Below are 24,933 nucleotides of genomic sequence, written 5' to 3'. Positions count from 1 at the left end.
GAGAAGGCGGGCAGTCTAGCCCCGCCTCCTAGCATCTTCATCTTAGTAGAATTTGTGGTGACGACGATGACAGTCATGATGACGATGATGGCGGTGATGGCGACGTTTCCGGCAATGACATTTCTTATCAAAATCTTCATGTTTCCGGTGATCATGTTTAAATTTAGGTTTAAACTTAATGACAGTCACCTTAATGATCTTCTTAAAGATACGTTTTTTTGGCTTACGCAAATGACAATGTTTAAACATTTTTAATTCGCCTCCATTTCTTTGAGATAGAATATACTATGGAAGCAGCGAACCATCGGTAACCATCATATGACTATTTATGAATTTACTGGGCGAATTAACGATCTACCTCCAGCTTAATATCCGGATCATAATCCGCCACAATTAGAACATCCATATGACGTGCTTGACGGAGAATCCTCGGCACAACCGCAGCCTTCCCCCAACGGCTACTTAGGGAAGACTGCCCCACGATGAGCTGCGTACCTGAATATCCTTCCACTGGAGCAATCAAAATGTCGGCAATCTCGCTTCGGCTGGAAACAAGCCGTATCTCAAAGGTTCCCCCCAGTCGGTGGGTCAGCAACTTTAGTTGTTCCAGACGAGGGTTCAGTCTCTCGGGCATACGCTCACCGACATGAACATAAGTCACAATCCACACAGCCTTCAGACGAAAGGCGATACGAAAACCGCGGCGAATCAGCCTTTCAGCATTTTCGCTTAGCGTCACGCCTACGAAGATCACTTCCTCCCTGCGCCAAGGTCCCCGAAGTGATTCGTGTCGATCCCAGGATTCCAGCCGCTCATCTACGTCATCTGCCAATTCCCGCAAAGCAAGTTCACGCAACGCAATCAGATTGCCCAGTTTAAAAAAATGGCTAAGTGCCTGTTCCACCTTCGCAGGATCGTATATTTTGCCCTCACGCATACGCTGCTGCAACGATTTGGGAGCCACATCAACAAGCTGTACTTCATCGGCCAGACGCATCATATGGTCGGGAACAGTCTCTCTCACTCGTATACCAGTAATCTGTTCTACCGCATCATTCAAGCTCTCCAGATGCTGTACATTCATTGTGGATATCACAGAAATACCTTGTTCCAAAATGGTAAGCACATCCTCATAGCGCTTAGATCTCATACTTCCGGGAACGTTGGTATGTGCCAGCTCATCAATAAGCACCACCTCGGGATTACGCCTGAGAATGGATTCCGTGTCCATTTCTTCCAAGTGTGCGCCATGGCGCTCGATGGACTGACGGGGTATCATCTTCAGAGATCCTACCTGGGCCAGTGTTTCTGCTCTTCCGTGCGTTTCCAGCAATCCGATAACTACATCGATCCCACTCTCCAGCAGATCATTCCCCTCTCTCAGCATCGTGTATGTTTTGCCGACCCCCGGAGCAGCGCCAATGTATACCTTGAGCTTGCCCCGCAGGATTTTGGCTGCCTCAGCCTGTGCTTCCTCAACGCTCAAACGATGATACGGATCGTTATCTCCCTCCTCCTGTCTCATTGTTGGCAAAATCCGCTCACCCTCCTGCTCGGCCCGGTCCGCAATCAGCAGCAAATCCATATTTTTCATTCGTTTTAAAATCCCGTTCACAAGCGATCCTTTCATCAGCTCCTGCCACGGCGTCTGCCGAGAATGCCCCATAACAATTCGGGTAACATTGTGCGTCACCGCATAATGAATCAGTTGACGAGGCAACCTTCTGCGGGAAAAAAGCGGGATTTCTTCAAATGTTGATCCGATCTTGTCAGCCAATTTCTCAATTGAACGCTTGAAGGCAGCTGATTCCTTGGACAGTTTGCGCTTCGAGCTGACAAAGGAGACCACTAGCATATCTCCACCCAACCGCTTGGCGACCTGTTCCCCCCTACGTACATAAATGGACCCATTCCAATGATATTGGACAGGTACCAAAATACGCTCTGCGGCTCCTGACGCCCCGTGTAAGCCTAACTCCTCCCGGTGCCGTTCCAGCGAATCGTTCACATCCTCTGCTACCAATCGCAGGGCAAGCTCACGCAATTTACCCAGATTTCCCCGGTGAAACATCTCAGGATTCGGCGTATGCATGTAGCCTTTCGCCAGCCGTTCCAAAATCATTTCCGGGGTAGCATCAATCAGACGAATTTCATCCGCCAGCTCCAGTGTATCAACCGGAACCGTATATTCCGCTTCAAAGCCTGTCAGCTGATACACCCACTCCGTAATTCCCTCGAGTTCATAAACATTGACCGTCGTAATGACGCTAATTCCCTGCTCCAGCAAATACCGAATATCCTCCAGCCGTGTTGGAAATAGGGCGTCTTTCCGGTTATGATGTGCCAAATGATCCACCAGTACCACCTCGGGATTTCGTGCCACCAAAGCCTCCACATTCAGATCCTTTTGCTCCTCACCATCTTTTATCCAATGAATGCTAGGCACTCGCTCCAGCGTGCCGACCTGTTCCACGGTCACAGGCCGCTGCATGGTTGAGACCGCACAAATCACAACATCAATACCTTCATGCTGCAGCGATTGTCCCTCCTGCAGCATATGATACGTCTTGCCCGAGCCACTGACCGCACCCATGTATATTTTGAGTCTGCCTCGATGCAGTTTGTTAATCGAATCCAGTATTTCCTCTGGTGATTTACGTTTGAAGCTCTCCACTTTCGTTCCTCCCCACAGCGTGCCGCTTGTTTGTTCCGTCCATTCTTATATGGTTGTAATGAATGTACTCCCGTGTCCCAATCAATTCAAGATGATCAATCAAGCTTGCCCCAAAAAAAGCCGCACAGGGCAGTATAAGCGCAAAAAAACGTGCATTCAGGTCTCTTATGCCTGAATGCACGCTATTTTGGGTAACTCATATGGGATCACTTCCTACAATCACTTGCTATCTTCGCCAACGATCCCCCGTTGTTGAAATAACTTTTGCCATACCACACCGTGAGACGGGGAAAAGAGAAAAGCTAAAAGCAGCAACACACCCGATACACACAGCATACATGCTGCAATAGAAGCATCCAATACACTTGCTGTGTAAAAGCCTACGACCGAACTGATCGCCCCAAATCCGACGCTGTATACAATCATATGGGACAACTTCTCCGTCAGCAAATAAGCGGTAAGAGGCGGTACAACGAGCATGCCAACCACCAGAATTGCACCCACGCTCTCAAATGACGCCACCGTCGTTAGTGAGACGAGACTCATCAGTAGATAATGAAATAAAACAACTGGAATGCCTAATGAAGCTGCCAAGGCGGGATCGAAGGAAGTGATTTTAAATTGCTTGAAAAAGCCCCCTATCACGAGCAAATTGATCAAAAACATCGCGCCCGTAATCCACACAGCCCTCGGACCGACATCGAAGCCGGCTATTTCTAACGTATTCCACGGCACATAAGCAATTTCCCCATACAAAACGTGATCCATATCCAGATGGGCATTGGAAGCAAACACACTGATCAGCAAAACACCGATAGCAAACAATGTCGTAAACACCACGCCAATGGCAGCATCACTTTGCAGACCGCTTTGTTGGAATAGCTGAATCAGGTACACCGTTAGAAGACCCAGCACAGCCGCACCAAACATCATCCACACCGAATCCCTCGATCCGCTGATGAGAAAGGCAATGACAATCCCCGGCAATACCGCATGACTGATTGCATCACCGATCATAGCCATTTTTCGGAGCACGAGAAAGCACCCAACGATACTACATCCCCCTGCCACTAACATTCCCGTCAAAATTACATAAAATGAACTCATAGGGCACGCTCCTCCCTTGGCTGTGTTCCGACTGTCTGCTCCAGATTTTTTCTGGCGTTCAACCGAACGATAGCCTTGGAGATCATCCCGCGCTGCGGCGCAAAAATCAAGCTCACTCCAAACACCACAGTCGCACACAACACGCATAACGGTCCTGTAGGCAGATTTTGTCCCAGAGAGCTAATGACCGTCCCACCAAGGCCTGCTATAGCACCAAACAAGCCTGATAGGCATACCATGACACCCAGCTTCTCTGTCCAGTATCTTGCCGACACGGCCGGGGTAATCAGCAGGGCAGCCATCATAATGACTCCCACGGCCTGAATGCCAGCAACCACCGCAATGACAATCATTAGCATCAACAACTTATCCAGCAAACCTGCCGGAAAACCAAGTCCGCGGGCAAAGCCGGGATCAAAGCTGAGCAGCTTAAATTCCTTGAAAAATAATATACATATTCCGATGAGTACCACCGAAATTACCGCCATCGTATAGACATCAGACAATACCATTGCCGCAGCTTGACCAAATAGAAATTTATCCAATCCGCTTTGGTTGCCTGCGCCACTATGCTGAATTTCGGTCAACAACATAATGCCGAAGCCAAAAAATACCGACAGCACCGCTGCAATCGCGGAATCGCTTTTAATTCGTGAATACCGGGTTAATGCACTGATGGCAAAGGTAGCAACAATCCCCGCAATAGCGGCCCCAATCATAAATCCAAACACTGATTTTGTACCTGTGATCATAAAAGCCACACATACCCCCGGCAAAGCCGCATGTGCCAAAGCATCTCCCATGAGCGACTGCTTGCGCAAATACATAAAACTGCCAATCACCCCGCTGCTTAAACCGAGCAAAATGCAGCCCAGCAAAATCCACTGCATGTTTGGGTCGGTCAAAAGCGTTGCCAAGCTTGTCATACTGCTCACCTCACTCCGAGTATCGTACCGGAATCCGGGCCTGTTTTGAGTATACTCAGACGCCCGCCATACGTACGCTGCAGATTTTCCTCGGTAAAAATATCTGTCGTCTCTCCAAACGCCATAAGATGCCCGTTCAACAGCATAACCTGATCAAAATAATCCGTGACTGTAGATAAATCATGATGAACGACAAGCACGGTTTTGCCCTGCTGTTTCAGATCATTGAGCAATGAAATAATGGCTTTTTCTGTTGCAGCGTCCACACCGACAAACGGTTCATCCATAAAATAAAGCTGAGCATCCTGCGCGAGTGCTCTGGCTAAAAAAACACGTTGTTGCTGACCGCCAGACAATTGACTAATCTGCCTGTCTGCATATTTGCTCATTCCAACCTTGTCCAAACTCTCCATCGCAGCCTGACGATCTGCTGCTCCCGGACGCTTAAACCAGCCCAATCTGCCATACCGTCCCATCATAACCACATCCAATGCGTTCGTCGGAAAATCCCAATCCACCGACTCCCGCTGTGGTACATAGCCAACCTTGAGTAGCTGTTGCTTATAGGGCTTGCCGTAGACCAGCACCTCGCCCCTAAGCTTTGGAATCAGTCCAAGCGCTGCCTTGATCAGTGTAGATTTCCCAGCCCCGTTCGGACCGATAATACCAATCAGCTTGCCTTCCGGCACCTCAAAGGAAACATCGAACAAAACGGGCTTTTTTTGATAAGCTACCGATAAATCACGAACGACAAGTGGTGAATGCCCCATGTATCTCTGCCTCCTTATTTAAGAGCTTTAACAATCGTATTAACGTTATGCTTGACCATTCCAATATATGTTCCATCTTCTGTGCCCTCTTCACCCATGGCATCCGAATACAGCTCGCCACCAACCTTAATTATATGACCTTGCTGAGCGGCCCCCTGAATAACCGCATCTATGGCCTTTCTCGGAACACTAGATTCTACGAATATAGCCTTGATTTTATGTTCGACCAGATAATCTCGCAGCTTGGTCACATCTTGAGAACCCGCTTCTGATTCTGTGCTCATACCTTGAAGTCCTCTCACTTGAATGTGGTAGGCATCTCCGAAATAGCCGAAAGCATCATGTGCCGTGACAAGCACGCGCTGGGCTTCCGGTATACTGGCAATCTGCTCTCTCGTGTAATCATCCAGCTCTCGCAGCTCAGTAAGATAGCTTTCTGCGTTGGCCTTATATTCCTCCGCATGAACAGCGTCTAGCGCCGACAATTCATCTCTGACGGTTTCTACCGCAGACATCCAATTCTGTACGTTAAACCAGATATGTGGATCATGCTCAGATCCCATTTCCGGGCTACCTGCACGCAAGTGATCCTGGGCGATGTTTTTGGACACGGGTATGACGGGTTTTTGCTTGCTGATTTTCTCCAGAATGTCCTGCATTTTTCCTTCCAGATGCAACCCGTTATAAAAAATAACGTCGGCCTGATCCAGCTTGCGCATATCTCCCTGAGAAGCCTTGTACAAATGCGGGTCAACGCCTGACTTCATAATTCCCGTGACCTCCACATGATCACCGCCGACCTTGCCGACAATGTCAGAGATCATACCGATGGTAGCCGTAGCCTTTATTTTTTGTCCCGCCTCTCTCGCAGTTCCCTGCTCCTTCTTCTTAGCATCGGTACATGCAGTCGCTAGAACTAGAGCTAGAGACAACACTCCAACCGTCGTTACCCATCGCGGCAAAGCCTTCTTAAACTGCTTGTTCATGTTTTAAAATCCTCCTTTGAATATTCGTTTTGGGACAAACTATTTCCTTGATTCAATTATTTTTTATCAATACTATATTTTAGAGTATACACTAAAGTTTTTACCTAGGGAAACATTTTATAAAATATAATTCTTATGTATTTCGTTATACCGTTCGATTTTCGTTCTCCCAATGTGTAATATATAGAAGATATCCAGTCATTAAACCAAAGAATACATATAAAGAGGTGCAGGTCATGGAGCCAACAGGATACAGCCCTTATCGGAACAAACGTCGGCAAGTTCGGATACGAAAAATACTGCTCATTTTTATGCTGGTGTGCTGTCTGCTTGCCCTAACTTCCTGTGCTCGAGGTGACATCCATGTAGATGTTCATCTCGATCAAAGTGTAGATATGGATGCAACGTTCAGTGTAAACAACCAGACACTGATGATGTTGGACAATCCCGGGCTGCTAGATCGATTAGTCAAGCGTATTCAAAGCAACAATGTAGATGTACAGCCGCTAGCTGAACAGGGAAGAAAGGGATATCAAATCAAGGGACATTATCAAGGAGATTGGAGCACAAACAAAAAAAATCCCAGTCAGGGATTAAATCTACCTGAGGGATTAGAAATAAAGCGTGCTGTGAGTCAACATTTTTTCACAACGAATATTGATCTTACCATGAAGCTCGATCTACCACGGATGCTTCCTAAAGAAGCTCAAGGACTGAGTGACAAATTTGAGCAAATGAATGTGTTTGCGCGCAAATTACTGGAGCGGCAGCTGGATCTTAACTTCAGCCTATCCTTACCCATCCAACCTGCTACCAATAATGCGGACCGTGTGTCGGAAGACGGAAAAACACTATATTGGGACATTGCTCCTTTGGAATCTAACGAGCTAAAATTGTCTGTTAACGTACCCAATGTACGACATATCGTGTATGTAGCTGTTACGAGCCTGATACTGATCGTGATCGCTGTGATCTTACTAATTCGTAGACATCGCTCCAAAAAAGAAACTTAAAAAAGCAACTAAAAGTGCGTGTTCAAAAAGTCGGCTTTTCAGGACCGAGAAGGTTGGATGAAGCTAGGGACTGAGTAGCGGAGCGTAGACAGATCTACGTGAGCAACGGAAGGTCCGGCTGAATTCAAGATTCGACGTCGAATCCGCTTCTTGATTAGCTTCGTTATGGAAAGACGACTTTTTGAACAACCTCTAAAAAAATCGTTGTCTAATTTCTGGTGGGGGGATCTGACATTGATCCTCTTCATCCTTGCCAAACCAACGATATCGGTTACGCGCCACCCAGTTATAGACGGCATTGCGCACAAAGCGGGGAACCAGGATGAACACATAGGCCAGCGGATATGGAAAACGAAGACGTTTGGCAATTCGCAAAGCTGCGGTTGACCTTGTATAATACGTACCGTCTTCAATCAGCACGAACGTATCCAACTGATCTGTAGATAGTCCTCCTGCACGTAATAGTTCTTGTCCTGCCTCAGATTGCAGGGAACCAAAATGAAATGTTCCCTTAGGGTCACGCTTGATAATAAAGCGGGCCGCTCCCTGACAAAAGTGGCATACCCCATCCACCAACACAATGGAATGATCTGAATGGGCATGATCAGACTGGTTCATAAATGCATTTCACCTCCAGAGAAATCAACGGCATGAATACCAGCAACGCAACCATATGAATATAAACAAAAAAACGCCGAAAGTATCCGACGCTTGTTTAGAAATGTATAGTCTTTACCTGTTCGAAAAACTAGCTCAATGCTTTCTCAAACAGCTGTTTCGTATTAATTTGCTCTAAAAACTCCTCATGGAACTTATCCATACACTTGCAGATAAAATCCTTATGGCATACCGGGCAAGGCGTCGTTAGCAGTCGACTAATATTCGTCAAGGTCCACTCCGGATTACGTTGAGAAAAAACGCGGCACTCCGTTCCATCGGCCAAACTCATTTTAAACTCATAAAGCCCTTCTTTTTCGTTGCTGCCAGCCAGCGTGAAATTAACAATATTCGGTCTGTAAGACATCATATCACCCGTATTTTTCAAATTTGTTTCGTACCTGATGACCAGAATCACCTAAGCCATCTTAATGAATTTTGGCGATGATGTCAAATGGTCGCGAATCTCAGCTAATCAAGATCTATGTGCAAAAGCCGCCAATAAATCGGCGGCCAGAGTGTAAAAGTTATAGAAATGCAGTCAAATGACATTGAGCTCGACATCAATGTTACCGCGTGTTGCTTTGGAGTATGGACAAAAATCATGTGCTTGGCGTGCCAAATCTTCGGCCTGGGCGCGTTCAATACCAGGTATTTTCACATCCAGACGTACCGCCAGCTGGAAGCCGCCATCGCTTGGGTCCTTGCCGATAGATACGTGGCTGGTGACCTCAACATTATCCACCTTCACCTTAGCCTTTCGGGCCACGTTAGCCAATGCGCTCTCATAGCAGGCACCATAACCTGCCGCAAACAATTGCTCCGGATTCGTAGCTTCTCCACCTGCGCCACCCAGTTCCTTCGGCGTACTGAGCTTATGCTTCAAAACCCCATCAGATGAAGCGACTGAACCGTCTCTTCCACCATGTACCGTTGCTGATGCTGTGTATAATGCTTCCATGATTTCATCTCTCCTTCTCTATATTATTTGCATTCCGCAGGAATCTATCGTCATGTTAATACATGATTTCCTTCTCGTATGTACTTTAAACGAACTACACAAAATGAATCATTTAAAACATGGAAGTTAACTGATTTATTTACCGTTTAATTCCACCTGAAACGCGTAAATTCGAAGAAAAAGGATTGCACTGGGCTATTTATCGTTTCAGTCCGAATGACTACAAGGAAATTGATAAAATATGGAACGGCGTTCACCCGGAAGATGGACAACCTTTGTATGTTAAAGACGGTCCTCCCGAAGGAGCTCCATCCCCGATTTGGAGGAAAAGCCAGAAATGTTCTCCCCAGGACTATCCTCGGAAGAAATTGAGGAACTGGCTGCACGGCTCTCCCGCAATATTTAAAAGATGTAATTTAAAAAAAATCCAAAACGACCAAGCTGCTCCCATCAGAGTGATATAGCTTGGTTTTTCTATTGTTCAGCTTTATACGATGGCTATATTGCTTCAAAAATACGATTAACTTGCTTGACCACACAAAAGTTGCACTAGACAAAAACTATTGTGGGTGTACAATAGGGATAACACAATCGTTATGTCACTAATAATATATTTCAACATCAATAAAGAAGGTGAAGCGTATGAAAAATACAAAGGGCAACTTCGCGGAAATCGCTTCACTGTCGGAAGTGAATCGTTCCTTGAGCGTCCCGAAAGACGGGACCTGGTTTCGGAAGTTTCTTGCCTTTGCTGGACCCGGCTATATGGTCGCAGTCGGCTATATGGACCCCGGCAACTGGGCCACAGACATCGCCGGCGGATCGAAATTCGGCTACACGCTGCTTAGTGTCATTCTAATCTCCAACCTGATGGCCATCCTGTTACAAGCCTTATCTGGCAAGCTTGGCATCGCCACAGGTAAAGATTTAGCTCAAATGTGCCGTGATGCCTATAGTCGTCCTGTCGCGATCGGCTTATGGCTATTGTGCGAAATTGCCATTGCAGCCATGGATTTGGCCGAGGTCATCGGTTCAGCCATTGCGCTGAAGTTGCTGTTCGGTCTACCGTTACTATACGGAGTTATCATTACAGCATTTGATGTTATGCTCATTTTACTGCTGCAAAACAAAGGTTTTCGGGCATTGGAAACACTTGTCATTGTGCTGATGGCGACGATTGCCGGCTGTTTTGGCATTAATCTCCTTTTGGCACAACCGGAATGGGGCGGCGTATTGGGCGGCTTTGTACCTGACTCGCAAATTTTGACGAATCCAAGCATGCTGTATATTGCCATCGGTATTATGGGCGCTACGGTAATGCCGCATAACCTGTATCTGCATTCTTCTATTGTACAAACTCGCAAATTTGAGCAGACTTCAGCAGGTAAACGGGAAGCTATTACATTTGCAACTTGGGATTCCAGTATAGCGCTGATGTTCGCTTTATTTATTAATGCCGCCATCTTGATCGTGGCAGCTGCTGTATTCCATACGGCAGGAAGAACAGATGTAGCCGAAATTAGTGATGCCTATTATCTGCTTTCGCCACTACTGGGAACCACACTGGCGAGCATACTATTTGGGGTGGCGTTACTCGCCTCAGGTCAAAATTCAACCGTTACAGGCACTTTAGCTGGACAAATCGTGATGGAGGGCTTTCTCAATCTTCGTCTTTCACCTTGGTTGCGTCGTCTGGTGACCCGACTCATCGCGATCATTCCAGCGGTTATCGTCACTGCAATCGCAGGTGAAAAAGGTGCGGAGGAACTGCTTGTGCTGAGCCAGGTCATCCTGTCCATCCAGCTTCCCTTTGCCATCATTCCATTACTGCTCTTTACCAGCGACAAAAAGATTATGGGTGAATTCGCAAATAAAATGTGGCAAAAAGTATTAACCTGGATCGTGACCGCTGTTATTATCATCTTGAATGTAGTGCTCATCATCCAAACGATTTCAGGTTAATCGGTAGCCAATATATGAATATATTAAAAAGGTATCTCACTTGCCCCAATGGCAGCGAGATACCTTTTTTTTGTTCATCCTATTTTATTTGTCCTGTATAAATTAAATTTTGTATAGCACTCACATAATAATGAGACTCGGCAGAAATCTCAAACCCTATTGACCGATAGAGGTTCAAGGCACGCTCATTTTGCGTAACTACTCCTAGTCGAATCTTAGTGTACTGCTTGGCAAGCAAGATTTTCACCAAACAAGCAAGAATTTCACGGCCATACCCTTTGCCTTGGTATAATGGATGTACACAGAAATCATGAATAACAGCTGTATCCGTATGAACATGATTGACTCGAATCATTCCGACCGGTGTCAGTCTATCTACAGCGAGGTAAGTTACACGTTCTGGTTCTCTCGTATGCTTAAAATAGTTCTTTGTGCAAGACTCGGAATCACCAAAAGCTTGCGATGAACATTCAACCATAAAATCAAAATCCTGATCTTCTTCTAGCCGCAAAACTAAGCCGGATTGATGTAACCTATCAGATTGGAACCGATTTAAATTCATGGAGAATTCAGACGTACTAAAGTTGGCCCCCAAGTGCTTCACACAATCTATTCCAGGTATTGAATTGGACGGGATTCTGATGCGACATGCTTTGATGCCTTGTAATTGTATCTCAGCTGCAGCATTGTACATTAAGGTGCGGAATACACCCTGGCGCCGATAATTAGGATGAACCATAGCGTTAATATTAGCTTCGATTTCATCTGATGTATACCAACTGAGATAGCCAATCAACTGGTTGCCCAATTGGCAAAGGATCGCTTTATCTCCACCATTTTCTTTAAGGCTTTCTATGCCCACTCTTAAACTTGATCCGTCGAAATTCTTGCATAGTTGTTCCAACATTCGTATTCGAGCAATCTGATGATCTGAAAAATCATTCATTTTAAAAAATTTATAATCTTGCATATTATTGGTTACCCTCATCAAGAAGAAACCACGCAGTTTATGGACGAGTAGGCGCTGTCCTTCTATAGTCTGTCCGCTTATTCATCGTTACCATTTGGACCGCCTCCTTGATCATATATGAGTACTATTTTAACTTAATTATCAGACAAATCAATTTATTATATTCTCAACGCTTGGCAGGCTCTACCTTCATTTGCTCCTTAAGCGCGTGATTCAGCTTGAGCACGTTCACACGTGGCTCGCCGAACACCCCTGCGCTGCGGCCTTCTGTCTGCTCCTGCACCAGTGCTCTCAGTCGATCCTGCGGGATACCCGTCAAGCCACTAATGCGCGGAATTTGCACCCGTGCCGCCTGTGGCGAGATGTGCGGGTCCAGACCGGAGCCGGAGTTCGTAATCAGGTCCACCGGAACCTGACTGACGGGTACATCCGGGTTATGCTTCTGCCAATCCGCAATAGAGTCCTTGACTCGCTGTATCAAGGCTGGATTCGACGGCGCGTAGTTACTTGAGCCTGAACCAGCCCCATTGTAATCAACGCTCGATACCCGACCTTGAAAAAACGCCGAATCGGCAAAGGACTGCCCAATCAGTTCGGAGCCGACCACCCGCCCCTCCGCGTCACGAAGCATACTGCCGTTTGCTTGCTGTGGAAACAGAACCTGTGCTACTCCTGTACTGGCTAGCGGATATGCCAAACCGCACAAGAGAATCATCAGCACTGAAGTTCGCAAAGCCACTCCAATAACTGCACTTCCTCGCATCTCTTGTCTCTCCGGTTGTCCTTCTGACACTGTCCCGGTCCCTGTACGTTTGTTATGACCTTGCCCGCCAGATTCGGCTTTTTCGTGCGCAGTAAATCTGCGTCCAGACATCATCCGATAAAAACCACTCATGTCGCTCACCCTTTCTGCGCTAAATCCACAAATGCACCAGCAAATCAATGGCCTTAATGCCGACAAACGGTACGACCATACCGCCCAGACCGTAAATCAGCAAATTCCGTCCCAGCAGGCGATCCGAGCTCATCGGCTTATACTTCACGCCCTTCATGGCCAGCGGAATCAGAAGCGGAATAATAACCGCGTTAAAGATCAGCGCCGACAAAATAGCGGACAGCGGGGAGCCAAGCCCCATGACGTTCAAAGCGCCCATTTGTGGAATGGCCAGCATGAACATCGCCGGGATGATGGCAAAATATTTGGCAACATCGTTTGCAATGCTGAACGTTGTCAATGCTCCGCGCGTCATAAGCAGCTGCTTGCCGATCGCGACCACCTCAATAATTTTGGACGGATCGGAATCCAAGTCCACCATATTAGCCGCTTCTTTGGCCGCGACTGTGCCGCTATTCATGGCAAGACCGACATCCGCTTGCGCCAGCGCAGGTGCATCATTGGTGCCGTCTCCGGTCATAGCAACCAGCTTACCCTGTTCCTGCTCACGTCGGATAACCGCTATTTTGTCCTCCGGCTTGCTCTCAGCTACAAAGTCGTCCACACCCGCTTCTCGTGCAATTGTAGCTGCTGTCAGTGGATTATCTCCGGTACACATGATCGTACGGATACCCATTTCCCGAAGCTGATCAAACCGTTCCTTCATGCCTGGCTTCACTGTATCCTTCAGATAAATAATGCCGTATATCTGATCATCCAGCGCGACTGCCAGCGGTGTACCTCCTTCAGAGGCTACCTGATTCGCTTTTTCCTCCAGATCAGCTGGAACACTGCCGTTTTGCGAGACGATCCATTGCCGAACAGAATCCACCGCGCCTTTGCGTACCTTTCGTCCATCGGCCAGATCCAGACCACTCATCCGGGTCTCCGCCTTGAATTCGATAAAGGTTCCACCTGCTGCCAAGGATGCATCCAGCGTATGCTCCTGTTTGCGCATCAATTCGAGAACCGAGCGACCCTCTGGCGTCTCATCCTTCATAGAGCTAATCGCTGCCCACTTCACTAACTTTGCCTTCTCCACGCCCTCTACAGGCACGAATTCACTCGCCATTCGGTTCCCGAAGGTGATTGTACCTGTTTTATCCAAAATCATCGTGTTGATATCCCCAGAAGCTTCTACCGCCTTGCCTGACATGGCCAGCACGTTAAACTGGGTGACCCGGTCCATACCGGCAATCCCGATGGCTGACAGCAGTCCTCCAATCGTGGTTGGAATCAGACAGACTAGCAACGAAATCAGCACAGGAACAGGCAAATCAATGTTAAAATGACGGGCAATCGGCGCTAGCGTAACCACTACAATTAGAAAAATAATCGTTAAGCTAATCAGCAAAGTGTTCAGTGCAATCTCATTCGGCGTTTTTTGCCGCTGTGCGCCTTCCACGAGCGAAATCATTTTATCAATAAATGTCTCGCCCGGCTCTGTCGTAATCCGCACCTTAATCCGGTCACTGACCACTCGCGTCCCGCCGGTTACCGAGCAAAAATCACCACCCGATTCCTTGATGACCGGAGCCGATTCGCCCGTAATTGCAGATTCATCCACCGAAGCCAGACCTTCAATGACCTCACCATCGCTTGGGATCATTTCGCCCTGGGAGACAATAACCACGTCCCCCTTACGCAATTCGGTTGAGCTAACCACCTGAATGTCATTTCCGATGAGCTTGTTAGCTTGCGTATCCTGCTTGGATTTTTTTAAAGAGGCAGCTTGTGCCTTACCCCGCCCCTCCGCGAGCGCTTCGGCAAAATTAGCAAAAAGCAACGTAAACAACAGAATAACAAACACGGCCAGGTTAAAGCCCAATTCCTTGCCAGTTCCAAAATAACCGGGAAACAGTAACATTAGCAGCACGACCAATGTACCGATCTCCACGACGAACATGACAGGATTTTTCATCATAATCATCGGATTTAATTTTATAAAGCTATCCTTGATCGCATGCTTCAAGATGCTTCTGTCCAGCATGTGTTTGCGCTGTTCCTTCATGATCAAACACCCCGTTCATCCATTCTCATTTTCTTCTTCACATGGTCAAAAATTCAGCAACAGGTCCCAATACGATGACGGGTAAAAAGGTCAACGCACCAATCAGCAGCACGACCCCGATCAGAATGGCTCCAAATAACTTGTTGTCCGTACGCAGTGTCCCCGTCGTCACCGGAGTCGGTGCTTTGGCATTCAATGAAGCCGCCACAGCAAACAATGCAATCATAGATACATATCGTCCGAAGAACATAACCAGCCCCGTTGTCATGTTCCAGAATACGTTGTTATCCGAAAGACCTTCAAATCCCGAACCGTTATTTGCAGCAGATGACGCATATTCATAGAGCACCTGAGTCAACCCGTGATAGCCAGGGTTAGTGACCGCGTCGTATCCCCAATGACTCATAAACGCAAGCGCAGTTGGGGCGAGAATGAGGAACGGATGTACCAAAATGGCAATCGCGATCAGCTTCATTTCCTTGCCTTCAATTTTCCTTCCCATAAATTCCGGAGTTCTCCCGACCATCAGTCCGCATATAAACACACCCAGAATCGCATACATCAGCATATTCATCAGCCCGACACCCTTGCCGCCAAAAATGACGTTTAGCATCATTTCTCCCAAAGCAGCCATGCCACCCAGTGGGGTTAGTGTATCATGCATATTATTGACCGAACCTGTCGTTGCCGCTGTTGTGACCGCAGTGAATAAAGCCGATTGTCCAATGCCGAAACGAACCTCTTTCCCTTCCATGCTTCCTTGAGAAGCATCCACACCCAGTGTCTGGATTAACGGGTTACCTGTCTTTTCAGACACGTACGTAATAGATAGTAAAATAAGAAACAATACCATCATGGAGCTAAAAATAATCCAGCCCTGCTTACGATTACGGGCAAACAGTCCAAAGGTATACGGCAACGAAGCCGGCATTACCCACATTGCCAAAATTTCCAGCACGTTCGTCCAAGGACTTGGATTTTCAAAAGGATGCGCAGAGTTAGCTCCCGCATAACCGCCTCCATTCGTCCCCAAATGCTTGATGGACTCCAGAGAAGCAATGGGCCCCATAGAAATCTGCTGCTGTGTTCCGCTCAGCGTCGTAAGATCCGCCGTAGGCTGTAGCGTCTGTGGTACCTTCAATCCAACCAGCACCAGCGTAAGCACAAAGGCCAGCGGCAGGAAAATCCTTATAATGGCTTTAATAAAATCTTGAAAGAAATTGCCCATCCCTTCACCGCGCCGCGTCAATCCTCTCATAAAAGCCGCAGCAACCGCAAAACCGGAAGCAGCCGAAGTGAACATCATCATCGTGACGAACGCCATCTGTGTCAGATACGTAAGCCCGCTTTCTCCGCTATAATGTTGGAGATTCGTATTCGTCATAAAGCTGATTACCGTATTAAAAGCTAGTGATGCTTCCATATTACTGTTTCCAGCCGGATTACCAGGAAGCATTCCCTGTAAACGCAACAGCAAGTAGCTGATCGCCACAAGCACGACATTCGTTGCAATGAAACTCATAACATACGTAGTCCAACGCATGCTTTCTAGCTTCTTCAATCCTACTATCTTATAAATCAGCTTTTCTGTTCCGCCAAAAATCCGATCCGTCCGATTGGGTTCATTCGAGAATACATGATACATATAGGTGCCCACTGGCTTTACCAAGAGCAGCAATATGACGATCACAATTCCAATTTGAAGCAGCTCCATCCTTTATTCCTCCTTCAAAATGCTCCTGCGTTTGGAACAACAGACCTGCTTCCAGAGCACCAATTGTGTGCACACGTTTGCGAAAACCCGCTACCTATGATGCTTAATATTCAGATCTGTTGTTCCCGCCCGCTCTATCCCCTATAGCTGACTAGAACTTTTCAGGGTTCAGGAGTGCGTAGATTAAATACATAAACACAATAGCCGTAAGCCCAAGTATAACGATCATCCTCTTCGTCCTCCTTTAGAGGTCTGCGCATCACACCAGCGTACAAACAGCAGTATCACTCCATAACTCACAGCCATGACGAGCAGCATGTATATATCCATCATGTTTATACCCTCCGTATCGGTCCTCAGATCGCCATTCTTATTTGATCATAAAATCATAAAACAACTATGTTATAAGTGCTTATCCGTTCAGCAGAAAACCCACCTCTCCGTTCAATGTGTAGATCACATGATCCGCTCCCAATCCCCGATAAATTCCTTGTGGATTACAGCCGTGCGTAATAACATAGATCGATTCCGATGTTAGCGGCCGACATATTTGCAGGAAACGGCACGTCAGATTCAAGCTGTTCTCGAACAAATACACACTACCAATTTCTTTTTTTGGAAAATTCCATTTTCCCGCTTGCATGGTATTGATGCGGACAATGTGCTCCACACCCATTTTTTTGAGCTGTCGTTCCTCCTGGGCGCTATTCGTGAGAACTGCAAACGCCAATTTTTTGAAAATAAGCAATTTCACAAAACTTCTGCCCGCTTCATTCGGTGCAGTGACAATAATTAACCGACCTTCCATCAGTAGCTCCTCTCCCGGTATAAAAAGACAACAAAAAGAAGCCGAAGGAAAAAGGCTTTCCTCCGGCTTCTTACATATCCATGATAAAATAAACCATGGCTGCACACGGCGGTTTGTTGCCTCTCCCTGTACGCTTACGAGGTTAGCTGTCGGATTCGGACGTGAGAGTCGCCCTATTTCTGGCACTTGACCTGAAAATTCACCCCATGAGACACACGGCTTCCGAAGCCGTACAATCTCGATTGGTTCCCCCGCTTTTGCAACTGCAAAATTCAGCGCTATAGACATTTCGTTGTTACTTCATTCAAGTTAATTTGAAATTACGTCTTGAATCATACACCCGCGCATGGAAGACTGTAAAGCTCAACTGCGGGGTTATAAATCGGCCTTTAGAGCCTAGGATATTAATAATAGCGCTTACAATGCAACTATGCTTCTCACAGCTCCTTCAATCTCTGTTTTTCATCCCTTTTCGAAAATGACAAGCATGTCAATATTGGCGTAGGGTAGAGCGTTTTTGGCCTTTTTTTGTAAAAAGAGAAGAAAATACGCTATATGTACCAGCTAAACACCGATTGAACCCGCTTTTATAAGAAGAAACACCTTAATTCGCTCCATTTGCGGTGCGATTTACTGTTTTGAACAAAATACGATTTTACAGCGGCTAAAGGCTTGATATAGCTTTTCCAAACTTGCAACCTTGCTTTTAATTGCTTACAATTTAATTGCTGAATATTGAATAAGGAGAGATACTATGACCGTTTATGAATATGATGCGCACACCCTGCAAGGGAAAAAAATTCCGTTATCCACATATGAAGGGAACGTTCTGCTTATCGTGAACACTGCCAGCAAATGTGGGTTAACCCCCCAATACAAAGCGCTACAAGAGCTATATGACCAGTACCATGAACAGGGGCTCGAAATTTTGGGATTTCCCAGCAACCAGTTTGCCAAACAAGAGCCAGGTTCCAGCGAGGAGATTTCCGAGTTTTGCCAGATCAATTATGGTGTTACCTTTCCGATGTTCGCCAAGACAGATGTCAATGGCGATCAAGCGCACCCCTTATTTCGTTACCTGACCCAAACTGCTCCGGGGGTATTAGGGTCCAAAGCGATCAAATGGAATTTTACTAAATTCTTAATTACACGAGAAGGTAACGTATTTAAGCGCTATGCACCGCAAACCACTCCAGATAAGCTGGCGGGAGATATAGAGAAGCTTTTGCAGCAAAACTGACATCCTTCTTTATCACAGTTAATAAACGACCGGTTGTCTACCGTTGTTCTGTGGCTAAAGGATATAACGAAAAATGCTTAACAAAAAAAGCATCCCTTCACGTAAACCGTGTCAGGATGCTTTTTTAACTGAGTATTGCATATAATGCGGTCGAGAGGACTCGAACCTCCACGGGCGTACGCCCACTACCCCCTCAAGATAGCGTGTCTGCCATTCCACCACGACCGCAAATCATAATGTAATGAGGCAACAGATTTATTATACTCTCTCATCAACTATTTGTAAACAAAAATATAATAATTATTTTATTTGTTATTTTAACTAACATATATGAGCGATAAGAATATTTAATTTGACACAAAAGCTATTTAAATGTAAATATATATTACATATATTTCGAATATTTTTCGTTATCCCCAAGTAAAAAGTAAAATAACATAACATAACATAAGGATTCACTTCGAGGAGGCGAACCACCTTGCATAAAGGCAACCGCTTGCTGAACTATGCATTATTGTTGGACCCTTCCCTACCTGTTGGTGGCTTCACCCGTTTTAACGGACTGGAGAAACTATCGCGTAACGGACATTTGAACAGTCTACAAGACCTGGAACATTACATGCTGGATGATTTGTATCCTCAATTTACAACCGTTGACGGCATGGCTATCAAAAGTCTGTATGTCGCCATCCAGCAGAATGACAGTTGGCGGATCGCCCTCATTGATAAGATGCTGCATACCCAACGTCCCTCCTGGCAGCATGTGAAGGAGTTTCGTCTATCCGGTCAGCGTCTGCTCAAGCTCGCTAAGGCTCTTTATCCTTGGCTTGAATTTGACCAGTTGGAATCTATACTCATTCAATACAATGCGATTGGCACACTCGCTACCGTTCACACCTGGATTAACTTCCTCCTCGGAAACGATGTAGAACAGACCGTTCACGGCTATCTTAGCGCAGCAGTGTCCTTCTGTGTGGAAGATGCCTTCAAACTACTCAATCCTCCTTATGAGGAAAAGAACCCTCTTATGGAGCGTATGACAAGCGAGCTCCTCTCTGCCTGGAAGAAGCTTAACCAACCTGAGCCAACTGCATCTCAGCGTCGCTTTCTTCACAGACATTGGTCCAGCTCCTACATCACTCTACCTCTTTATATGAGCCATAATAACCAATTGGATGAACCTAGACTGTTTTCCTCCTCAGGTCTATTCAAACGCCTTCCAGCATCCCCCTGATGCGTCGTTTCGCCAATGTGGTCACAACACCAAAAACACTCTGTCCCTTTCCTCAGGTGGCAGAGTGTTTTTTATCCACATATAATCGCAATTCACAGCATTAGCAGACTCTAGACGGATTATCAGAACCACCTAGCACTTAATTAAGTAATTAATTCAACAAAATGACGCATTTACGATTGTAAAAACACGTATAAAAGTGTATCATAGTGTTAGATGGTTAATTCTAACATGTTTACTGATGATTATTATAACACACCAATTATTCCGCAAGAATCCGTAAGGGGCGATTTCTCTTGAATAACAAAATGCCTGTCACCTCCTTCGGGTGGGCCATCAAACAACGGCTTGTCGAACTTCGACTGGATCAGAAAACATTTTGTGAGACACACAATATTCCGCCTTCACGCTTGTCCAATCTGATTCACGGCACCCGCAAAGCACAAAGGTACAGAAAACAAGTTGCTGCAATTCTGAACATCGACGATAACGATTATAAGGAGGCACCGCACTCTAAACCTAACAAGCATTCCAGTTACATATAGGTCATTCCATATCACCAAGAAACCAAATAGACCCGTAAAGCGAACCCCTCCAGTTCGTTTACGGGTCTTCAACCCAGACATCTTTAGCCAAAAAATTATTCCGGCTTTGTTTTATCCTTCTCACTTTTTTGCTTACGGTATTTTGCAAATTCAACATATTCTAAAATAAAATTCTGTTCTTCCGTCTCAAGATCTTCTGCCTGGCAATTCAGTGGCCCCATCACTCCAAAAAAATAAGCAGCCTTCTGCTCCTGAAGCACGCCTTCTCCTGGCTTAATCCCTTTCATTAACCAATCGAGCGATACATTAAAAAAGTCCGAAATCTGAATCAAATGGGTGGTACCCGGCGTTGTTTTACCCCTTCTCCAATCACCGAGATTCCCTGAACTGATTTTAAGTTTTTCACAAAATGCCTTCTTGGTCATTCCGCGATCCTTAATCAAAGCTTCAATCCGCTGATAAATAGTTTGATCTCCCAAAATGTTTCCCCTCCGACACAGTAACTTTTTCTGAAATAATTTTCATTTTTCAAGCCTTACTCATTAGTAATCCTCATCAAATCCTAAGCAACCATTACCTCATAGTAGAATTGCGCTGGTTTTTCTCTTTACGAAAGCGGGTAAATTCAATATACTCAAGTATAAAATTTCTTTCCGCCTCACTAAGCGGTTCCCCCTGGCAATTCAGTTGCCCTGAAGCGCCAAAAAAATAAGGGTCTTGCGACTCCTTTAGCACCTCACCCTGTACATCTCGACCCAGCATGATCCAATCCAGACTGGCATCAAAAAACGAAGCAATTTCAATGAGTTTATTCGTGCCCGGCGTCGTTTTTCCTCTTTTCCAATCCCCGAAGTTCCCTGTACTAATGCCTAACTGCTGGCAGAACGCCTTTTTCGTCATTCCCCGTTCCTTGATGAGTTCCTCAATGCGATGGTAAATAGATTGCATAGAAGTTCCTTCCTCCCTAGCAGGCTCTCAAATAACGATATCATGTTCTCTGTTCCCATTTCAAAGATCACGTATGCTAAAATTACCGAATTATGTATGTTGGTTTCCATTATACCACAACACGCAACAAAAACCGCCTGTTTTCCGAAGAAAGGGCGGTCTTTAAGCCAGTTCACTTACGCCAATCACGTAGCAGAGTTGTCGATTTTAAGTAAGATATGCTTCAATTCATTCAAAGTTTCACTCAGATGCAATAAATCTTCTTCTGGCAAATACACCAGTCTTTCTTGAATTTTATTGGAGAAGGTATGAAATACCTGTTCACAAAAAGCATCGCCTTCCTGTGTAATCGCCACATTCACGACTCTGCGATCCGAATCACACGATTGGCGGTCAGCCAACCCATGCTCCACCAACTTATCCAGAAGAGGAGTCATGTTTGGACGTGAGACATTAAGTTGTTTGGACAAATCGGATACTGTAGACGAACGCACTTCACGCAGAAGCATGAGCACTTGAAAGTTATTAGGCGACAAGTGTAATGGGAAATCGAGCGGACCGTAGGTGAAAAATTTCTTCTTCACAATCGGAAACAAGCCCAAAATATTTTCTGATATATTTCCTAACAGTTGAGTGTCCATATTTTTCACCGTCACTTCATAAGTTTATACTTATCATTCTATAACATTATGGCATTATATTATACTATGGAATCATTATTTCATCATAATCATTACTTTATTACATCACTACACAAATAAAAAAAGCCTCTACCGCGAGAGACTTTTCCGTTTATTCCATTGATGCGGTCGAGAGGACTCGAACCTCCACGAGCGTACGCTCACTACCCCCTCAAGATAGCGTGTCTGCCATTCCACCACGACCGCATAACAAAATATAAATGGTGAGCCATGAAGGACTCGAACCTTCGACACCCTGATTAAAAGTCAGGTGCTCTACCAACTGAGCTAATGGCTCATGCTGTTCATCCAAGCTGTCCGCCATTAGACCAGACCTCAGGAATTTCCCTTAAGCATGCAACATGTAGTCTATAAAGACAACAATGACCCGTAGGGGATTCGAACCCCTGTTACCTCCGTGAAAGGGAGGTGTCTTAACCCCTTGACCAACGGGCCTTATTATTATACGCCAACTTGGCGACAAGAAAGAGTATATCAAATAGAATAACGAATGGCAATACTTATTTCTAAAATTTTTAAAAAAGCAGTTTTTATAAGCACAAAATTCGCATTTACTTACAATACCTTATCTAAAATCACTAAAATCCTGAAAACAGCGATAAATGATTGCAATATCACTTGTATTTACTTATAATCACTTACGAGATACCGAAATAATTATATATCAGAGGAGCTTTTTATGTATCAGGAAGAACGAATGTTAAAAATCGTTGATTACTTACAGCTTCATAAGCGTATTTCGGTGGATGATATTTGTGAATTTTTTAATGTTTCACGAGATACGGCCCGTCGAGACCTCGTAAAACTTGAAGAGCATCAAAAAATTATTCGCACCCGCGGCGGCGCTCTTCTCCCTACACTTCATCACGATCCAATTGGAAATTATAATGAAAGACTACTTACTGTATCCGAGGAGAAACAAGTGATCGGACAGCTGGCTGCCAGCATGGTACGAGATAAGGATCGTATTATATTGGATTCCTCTACCACCGTACAGGCGTGTGCAGAAAGACTGAATGTGCAGGAATGTTCGGTCATCACCAATTCAATCAATCAGGCTGACGTGCTATCTGGAAAAGACGGTGTCTCCATTCATCTGCTGGGAGGCCGCCTGCAAAAAGAACACCGATATGTATATGGCTCCTCCGTGATCGCCACTTTGTCTCACTATTTTGTAGACAAAGCCTTTATCGGGATTGGTGGTATATCTGCCCACGGACTAAGCCTGATTCATGAAGAAGACGGCATGCTGAAGCATCAAATGATGAAACAGGCAGATCAGGTGATCGTCCTTGCAGACCATTCGAAATTCGGAATCAATTTTCCATATCGTTTTGCCGATCTGTCTGAAGTTAATATCGTGATCACCGACAGATTGCCAGAACCAGCGATGCTGGAAATTTTGCAACATTATGATGTGGAAGTTGTTGTACCCTCATAAAATACGAAACCGATTAGCTAGAACTCAAGACTTATCACAGAGATATCGAAAGACAGGAGCTGGGGAGAAATGAAACTGTTTGCGATTGATATGGATGGAACACTGCTGAACGAGGAAGGAAAAATAAGCAAAGTGAACGCGGAGGCTATACGCCAAGCACAGCAGCAAGGCGTTCAGGTGACAATTGCCACTGGTAGAGCCGCTTATGACGCCTGGACAAAGCTAGAGGAAGCAGAGCTTGTAACTCCCGTCATTGGAGCAAACGGCGCAACCGTACACGATGTGCATCGTCGTCAGTTAACCTCTACTCCTATGGGCCGCAGTGAAACGTTTGAAGTGCTGAGCTGGCTGCATGACAACGACTTTTACTATGAGGTCATGACAGACCGCGCTATTTATTCTCCACAAAACGGACACCAGCTGCTTGCTGTTGAAATGGACCGCTTGCTGAGCTCCAACCCGGATATTTCGCTGGATACTTTATTACATGCAGCTGAAAAACAATATGAACAGACCGGACATACCCGCATCGCTTCATATGAGGACATTCCACTGGATGTAGAGATTTATAACGTGCTCTGTTTCTCCTTTGATCAAGCCAAATTGGATCGGGGCCGTGAGCGTTACCGAGGTTTTCAGGGCCTGAACATGGTCATCTCTTCAGACCGTAACTTTGAAGTCGAGCACAGGGATGCGTCTAAAGGTAATGCATTGCGTTATCTGGCGAATCATCTGAGCATTCCCATGCAGGAAGCCGTAGCGATTGGGGACAGCTACAACGATATTTCCATGCTGACGATGGCAGGAACAGGCATTGCCATGGGCAATGCAAAAGACGACATCAAGGCCGTCTGCTCCGAAGTGACTCTGACTAATGCAGAAGATGGCGTCGCTCATGCTCTGTTGAACATACTCAAGACAGTCGAGGCTGACAGCGTGAAATAGAAGTTATTGGCTGCGTACAAGACAGGCTAACGTCGCTTCATGCTGTACGCAGCACGTCCGCCTCTCCATTTAAACGATTTCAGTCCACCGTTATTCTCAAAGCAGATATAGATGAAAAGGACGCTCGCAAGCATCATTACAATGCATACGAGCGTCCTTTTTCTGCTTAAAATACCAACGGAGAGAGAGGGATTCGAACCCTCGCACCGCTTTCGCAGCCTAACCCCTTAGCAGAGGGTCCCCTTATAGCCACTTGGGTACCTCTCCATGGCTCCCCGAACAGGACTCGAACCTGTGACAACTCGATTAACAGTCGAGTGCTCTACCAACTGAGCTATCAGGGAACATTACTGTAAATTATCATACAGTATGGTTAATTTACCATG

The 24,933-nt window shown here is 45.8% G+C and carries 24 protein-coding genes, 6 tRNA genes and 1 riboswitch; of the genes, 7 read left to right on the top strand and 23 right to left on the bottom strand.

Translation table 11 applies throughout. The annotated features are described in order from the left end of the window. Positions 1-346: 346 nt before the first annotated feature. The 5 genes from NLX82_RS08400 to NLX82_RS08380 form a co-directional block, all read right to left on the bottom strand. Positions 347-2,674: a histidine kinase gene (locus NLX82_RS08400; RefSeq protein WP_076158179.1), complete on the bottom strand. Its 2,328-nt coding sequence runs from the start codon at positions 2,672-2,674 to the stop codon at positions 347-349. Positions 2,675-2,893: 219 nt separating this feature from the next. Then, on the bottom strand, positions 2,894-3,781 hold the full coding sequence (locus NLX82_RS08395; RefSeq protein WP_023987616.1) for a metal ABC transporter permease: 888 nt from the start codon (positions 3,779-3,781) through the stop codon (positions 2,894-2,896). Next, entirely contained in the window at positions 3,778-4,707 is a 930-nt protein-coding gene (locus NLX82_RS08390) for a metal ABC transporter permease (RefSeq protein ID WP_023987615.1), read from the bottom strand. Before NLX82_RS08390 ends, NLX82_RS08395 begins: the two co-directional genes overlap by 4 nt. A 5-nt stretch (positions 4,708-4,712) precedes the next feature. Continuing rightward, positions 4,713-5,477: a metal ABC transporter ATP-binding protein gene (locus NLX82_RS08385; protein ID WP_023987614.1), complete on the bottom strand. Its 765-nt coding sequence runs from the start codon at positions 5,475-5,477 to the stop codon at positions 4,713-4,715. Positions 5,478-5,491: 14 nt separating this feature from the next. Beyond that, on the bottom strand, positions 5,492-6,463 hold the full coding sequence (locus tag NLX82_RS08380; RefSeq protein WP_076158184.1) for a metal ABC transporter solute-binding protein, Zn/Mn family: 972 nt from the start codon (positions 6,461-6,463) through the stop codon (positions 5,492-5,494). A 236-nt stretch (positions 6,464-6,699) separates the two neighbouring features. Here NLX82_RS08380 and NLX82_RS08375 point away from each other — a divergent pair, with 236 nt between their 5' ends. Further along, entirely contained in the window at positions 6,700-7,476 is a 777-nt protein-coding gene (locus NLX82_RS08375; RefSeq protein ID WP_075153921.1) for a DUF3153 domain-containing protein, read from the top strand. Between the two features lie 192 nt (positions 7,477-7,668). Here NLX82_RS08375 and NLX82_RS08370 read toward each other — a convergent pair whose 3' ends face one another. The 3 genes from NLX82_RS08370 to NLX82_RS08360 form a co-directional block, all read right to left on the bottom strand. Further along, positions 7,669-8,094 carry a thiol-disulfide oxidoreductase DCC family protein gene (locus NLX82_RS08370; RefSeq protein WP_023987611.1) on the bottom strand — a complete coding sequence of 142 codons (426 nt, stop codon included), beginning with the start codon at positions 8,092-8,094 and terminating at the stop codon, positions 7,669-7,671. 130 nt (positions 8,095-8,224) lie between these two features. Next, positions 8,225-8,551 (bottom strand): hypothetical protein, encoded by a 327-nt coding sequence (locus NLX82_RS08365; RefSeq protein ID WP_025722703.1) that lies wholly within the window; start codon positions 8,549-8,551, stop codon positions 8,225-8,227. Positions 8,552-8,674: 123 nt separating this feature from the next. Continuing rightward, the gene (locus tag NLX82_RS08360; protein ID WP_013309264.1) at positions 8,675-9,094 is read right to left on the bottom strand and encodes an organic hydroperoxide resistance protein; all 420 of its coding nucleotides are present in this window, start codon (positions 9,092-9,094) and stop codon (positions 8,675-8,677) included. 642 nt (positions 9,095-9,736) lie between these two features. Here NLX82_RS08360 and NLX82_RS08355 point away from each other — a divergent pair. After that, positions 9,737-11,056 carry an Nramp family divalent metal transporter gene (locus NLX82_RS08355; protein ID WP_023987609.1) on the top strand — a complete coding sequence of 440 codons (1,320 nt, stop codon included), beginning with the start codon at positions 9,737-9,739 and terminating at the stop codon, positions 11,054-11,056. A 79-nt stretch (positions 11,057-11,135) separates the two neighbouring features. Here NLX82_RS08355 and NLX82_RS08350 read toward each other — a convergent pair whose 3' ends face one another. From NLX82_RS08350 to NLX82_RS08330, 6 genes are all read right to left on the bottom strand, one after another. After that, a complete protein-coding gene (locus tag NLX82_RS08350) occupies positions 11,136-12,026 on the bottom strand; it encodes a GNAT family N-acetyltransferase (RefSeq protein WP_053324900.1) in 891 nt (296 codons plus the stop codon). A 166-nt stretch (positions 12,027-12,192) separates the two neighbouring features. Continuing rightward, positions 12,193-12,921, bottom strand: a complete 729-nt coding sequence (kdpC, locus tag NLX82_RS08345) for a potassium-transporting ATPase subunit KdpC (RefSeq protein WP_254347772.1) — start codon at positions 12,919-12,921, stop codon at positions 12,193-12,195. 19 nt (positions 12,922-12,940) lie between these two features. Continuing rightward, on the bottom strand, positions 12,941-14,971 hold the full coding sequence (gene kdpB, locus NLX82_RS08340) for a potassium-transporting ATPase subunit KdpB (protein WP_254347770.1): 2,031 nt from the start codon (positions 14,969-14,971) through the stop codon (positions 12,941-12,943). Positions 14,972-15,008: 37 nt separating this feature from the next. Then, positions 15,009-16,685 carry a potassium-transporting ATPase subunit KdpA gene (gene kdpA / locus NLX82_RS08335; protein ID WP_254347768.1) on the bottom strand — a complete coding sequence of 559 codons (1,677 nt, stop codon included), beginning with the start codon at positions 16,683-16,685 and terminating at the stop codon, positions 15,009-15,011. 151 nt (positions 16,686-16,836) lie between these two features. After that, the gene (locus NLX82_RS27705; RefSeq protein WP_071559652.1) at positions 16,837-16,914 is read right to left on the bottom strand and encodes a potassium-transporting ATPase subunit F; all 78 of its coding nucleotides are present in this window, start codon (positions 16,912-16,914) and stop codon (positions 16,837-16,839) included. 183 nt (positions 16,915-17,097) lie between these two features. Continuing rightward, positions 17,098-17,493 carry a hypothetical protein gene (locus NLX82_RS08330; protein ID WP_023987603.1) on the bottom strand — a complete coding sequence of 132 codons (396 nt, stop codon included), beginning with the start codon at positions 17,491-17,493 and terminating at the stop codon, positions 17,098-17,100. A 115-nt stretch (positions 17,494-17,608) separates the two neighbouring features. After that, positions 17,609-17,781, bottom strand: a riboswitch (cyclic di-AMP (ydaO/yuaA leader). A gap of 466 nt (positions 17,782-18,247) precedes the next feature. Between NLX82_RS08330 and NLX82_RS08325 the strand changes: the two genes are divergently transcribed. Then, a complete protein-coding gene (locus NLX82_RS08325) occupies positions 18,248-18,733 on the top strand; it encodes a glutathione peroxidase (protein ID WP_254347766.1) in 486 nt (161 codons plus the stop codon). A 145-nt stretch (positions 18,734-18,878) separates the two neighbouring features. Here the strand turns inward: NLX82_RS08325 and NLX82_RS08320 are convergent. Next, a tRNA-Leu gene (locus tag NLX82_RS08320) sits at positions 18,879-18,961 on the bottom strand. Between the two features lie 268 nt (positions 18,962-19,229). Between NLX82_RS08320 and NLX82_RS08315 the strand changes: the two genes are divergently transcribed. Both NLX82_RS08315 and NLX82_RS08310 read left to right on the top strand, forming a co-directional pair. Continuing rightward, positions 19,230-19,967, top strand: a complete 738-nt coding sequence (locus NLX82_RS08315) for an urease accessory protein UreF (RefSeq protein ID WP_028543043.1) — start codon at positions 19,230-19,232, stop codon at positions 19,965-19,967. A gap of 296 nt (positions 19,968-20,263) precedes the next feature. Next, positions 20,264-20,512: a hypothetical protein gene (locus tag NLX82_RS08310; protein WP_013309254.1), complete on the top strand. Its 249-nt coding sequence runs from the start codon at positions 20,264-20,266 to the stop codon at positions 20,510-20,512. Between the two features lie 95 nt (positions 20,513-20,607). Here NLX82_RS08310 and NLX82_RS08305 read toward each other — a convergent pair whose 3' ends face one another. From NLX82_RS08305 to NLX82_RS08280, 6 genes are all read right to left on the bottom strand, one after another. Beyond that, positions 20,608-20,991 (bottom strand): helix-turn-helix domain-containing protein, encoded by a 384-nt coding sequence (locus NLX82_RS08305; RefSeq protein ID WP_013309253.1) that lies wholly within the window; start codon positions 20,989-20,991, stop codon positions 20,608-20,610. Between the two features lie 94 nt (positions 20,992-21,085). After that, positions 21,086-21,460: a helix-turn-helix domain-containing protein gene (locus NLX82_RS08300; RefSeq protein WP_069079636.1), complete on the bottom strand. Its 375-nt coding sequence runs from the start codon at positions 21,458-21,460 to the stop codon at positions 21,086-21,088. A gap of 185 nt (positions 21,461-21,645) precedes the next feature. Next, a complete protein-coding gene (locus NLX82_RS08295; RefSeq protein ID WP_023987598.1) occupies positions 21,646-22,101 on the bottom strand; it encodes a MarR family winged helix-turn-helix transcriptional regulator in 456 nt (151 codons plus the stop codon). A 163-nt stretch (positions 22,102-22,264) separates the two neighbouring features. Continuing rightward, positions 22,265-22,347: transfer RNA gene (locus NLX82_RS08290), tRNA-Leu, on the bottom strand. A 15-nt stretch (positions 22,348-22,362) separates the two neighbouring features. After that, positions 22,363-22,438, bottom strand: a tRNA-Lys gene (locus NLX82_RS08285). Between the two features lie 86 nt (positions 22,439-22,524). Beyond that, positions 22,525-22,596: transfer RNA gene (locus tag NLX82_RS08280), tRNA-Glu, on the bottom strand. Between the two features lie 244 nt (positions 22,597-22,840). Between NLX82_RS08280 and NLX82_RS08275 the strand changes: the two genes are divergently transcribed. Both NLX82_RS08275 and NLX82_RS08270 read left to right on the top strand, forming a co-directional pair. Continuing rightward, positions 22,841-23,602: a DeoR/GlpR family DNA-binding transcription regulator gene (locus tag NLX82_RS08275; RefSeq protein ID WP_068939853.1), complete on the top strand. Its 762-nt coding sequence runs from the start codon at positions 22,841-22,843 to the stop codon at positions 23,600-23,602. A 69-nt stretch (positions 23,603-23,671) separates the two neighbouring features. Continuing rightward, on the top strand, positions 23,672-24,547 hold the full coding sequence (locus NLX82_RS08270) for a Cof-type HAD-IIB family hydrolase (RefSeq protein ID WP_209941326.1): 876 nt from the start codon (positions 23,672-23,674) through the stop codon (positions 24,545-24,547). A gap of 178 nt (positions 24,548-24,725) precedes the next feature. On the opposite strand, the gene NLX82_RS08265 is transcribed toward NLX82_RS08270, so the two are convergent. Together NLX82_RS08265 and NLX82_RS08260 are read right to left on the bottom strand one after the other, a co-directional pair. Then, positions 24,726-24,814 (bottom strand) — tRNA-Ser (locus NLX82_RS08265). A gap of 1 nt (position 24,815) precedes the next feature. Then, positions 24,816-24,891, bottom strand: a tRNA-Asn gene (locus tag NLX82_RS08260). Positions 24,892-24,933: the final 42 nt, after the last annotated feature.

Origin of the sequence: Paenibacillus sp. A3M_27_13, assembly GCF_024213315.1 — a bacterium.
Classification (GTDB): Bacteria; Bacillota; Bacilli; order Paenibacillales; family Paenibacillaceae; genus Paenibacillus; species Paenibacillus polymyxa_B.
This window is presented reverse-complemented; position numbering and strand designations above follow the sequence as displayed.